6 protein-coding genes are annotated in these 1,558 nt (G+C 42.2%); all 6 read right to left on the bottom strand.

Annotated features, from left to right (window positions below):
- Positions 1–257, bottom strand: a 257-nt coding sequence (locus J7J62_05700) for a hypothetical protein (GenBank protein ID MCD6124648.1), incomplete at its 3' end; no start/stop codon positions are given.
- A 2-nt stretch (positions 258–259) separates the two neighbouring features.
- The gene (locus J7J62_05695) at positions 260–601 is read right to left on the bottom strand and encodes a hypothetical protein (protein MCD6124647.1); all 342 of its coding nucleotides are present in this window, start codon (positions 599–601) and stop codon (positions 260–262) included.
- A gap of 7 nt (positions 602–608) precedes the next feature.
- Positions 609–878 (bottom strand): hypothetical protein, encoded by a 270-nt coding sequence (locus tag J7J62_05690; protein MCD6124646.1) that lies wholly within the window; start codon positions 876–878, stop codon positions 609–611.
- A 1-nt stretch (position 879) separates the two neighbouring features.
- A complete protein-coding gene (locus tag J7J62_05685; protein MCD6124645.1) occupies positions 880–1,074 on the bottom strand; it encodes a hypothetical protein in 195 nt (64 codons plus the stop codon).
- Position 1,075: 1 nt separating this feature from the next.
- A complete protein-coding gene (locus J7J62_05680; GenBank protein MCD6124644.1) occupies positions 1,076–1,222 on the bottom strand; it encodes a hypothetical protein in 147 nt (48 codons plus the stop codon).
- A 25-nt stretch (positions 1,223–1,247) separates the two neighbouring features.
- Positions 1,248–1,463 carry a hypothetical protein gene (locus J7J62_05675; protein ID MCD6124643.1) on the bottom strand — a complete coding sequence of 72 codons (216 nt, stop codon included), beginning with the start codon at positions 1,461–1,463 and terminating at the stop codon, positions 1,248–1,250.
- Between the last annotated feature and the right edge of the window lie 95 nt (positions 1,464–1,558).

Here is a 1,558-nt window from a genome sequence, read left to right as displayed (position 1 = left end):
CTTCCATTTTGCTCCTCCTTTTCTTCCAGTATCTTCTTCGCTTCTTTCAGCACCGATATTACATCTGATAGTTCTTCGGCAAAAATCGCTATACCGGCTTCTTCATTTCCCTCTTCATCCGTAAACGCTGTAATAGATACTCTGTTTCTCCCTAAATTTATCCTCAAATATCCAAACGGTACTTTCTTTATTATCGCAGGGAATATCCCTTTTCCCTTATTCTGAACTACTCCGTCTTTTTCACTTTCTTTTGCCATTTCTACCTCATATTATTCATCACATCCTGAATTTCCCACTCTGGATGGCAGTAGTAGAATTCGCTCCACCTTTCCCTAAGATTGAATCTGATGATTAGTTCCCTGCGCTTCTCCTTTGGCAGTTCAAAGGCATAGCCTTCACAGTTCCTTATTTGTAGCTTGCCTTCTTTTACAAGAGATAGCGCCAGTTCGTAATGTTCCCTATACTTATAGAATAGCGTTGCATTTGCCGGGATGCACCCGCTATATAGGTATCCACTGTCAATGTATTCGTCTTCAAAGAGCTGTAGCAATTCCTCTTTGCTTAACTTGGGCATGTCCTTATTCCATTCTTCTAATTTCATTCTCCTTTCACCTCCTCCTAATAAAGCCATACACATAATGATGCTCAATGTCGCCAATGCTGTACACCGATTCCCCTCTACTCAGCGCTGCCTCGACTTCTTCATCCCAAACATCGCCGTCAGACGATGCATAATACCCGTTTAAATCTCTCTCAGCCGGCAGAACTTCAAAACAGTTTTCTCCGGTCTCTTCTTCCGCTTGAATGAGCTCATCGAGTATACTACACCCCGGAAGATCCTCAAATTCTTCCATGAGTTGATCAATCAACATTCTCATCTCAACACACCTCTTCAAGCTCAAGAGTGTTGTAAATTCGCTTGAGAACACTCGTCAAGGTTTCATAGCATCCTCTGGAGAACTCTCTCCGAATATCGCTCTCTGCTGTACTGGCTCTCTTATAATACTCCAGCCTCTCGTCGTTGAACACCTCCAAGAGTTGTTTCAACCTTGCCACACGTTCATTGTTGTTCATTTCAGCATACCTCCTCCACTTTCACCCTGACCACCTTAACATCCCATCCATTATAGATTTTGTGCATGACTGCAGAACGCATTGCTCTGCCTAAGTCCCCGTGGACTTCAATAAGCCCATATGGTCCTTTTATCCCACACGCCTTCATTTCAACATCACCTCTTTTCATTTTTTCATTTTTTCGTTTCTTCACCTAATACTTCGTTTACTGCTGCTACTACATTCTCCCATTCATTCCAGTATAAAGCCACAGCGTGTGGCTGGTTATCTTCCCGGTTCGTCAATATTATCACGCCATCACTTGAAACTGTAACTGATATCATTGCATGCTTGATACCTTCAAATGTTATCTGCTTCGGTTTCTCACAAACACAACTTATCGCTTTCATTTTTTATTTCCTTCTATTTTTTCATTTTTTCGTTTTTCTTGCTCGCCTTCTTTCCTCCTCGCTATTTCCTGCTCAAGCGTTTTTATCGCCCCCTC

The sequence above is a fragment of the bacterium genome (assembly GCA_021159335.1).
Taxonomy (GTDB): Bacteria; UBP14; UBA6098; order B30-G16; family B30-G16; genus JAGGRZ01.
Note: the sequence above shows the minus strand (reverse complement) of the source record. Positions and strands in the feature narration are given on the sequence as shown.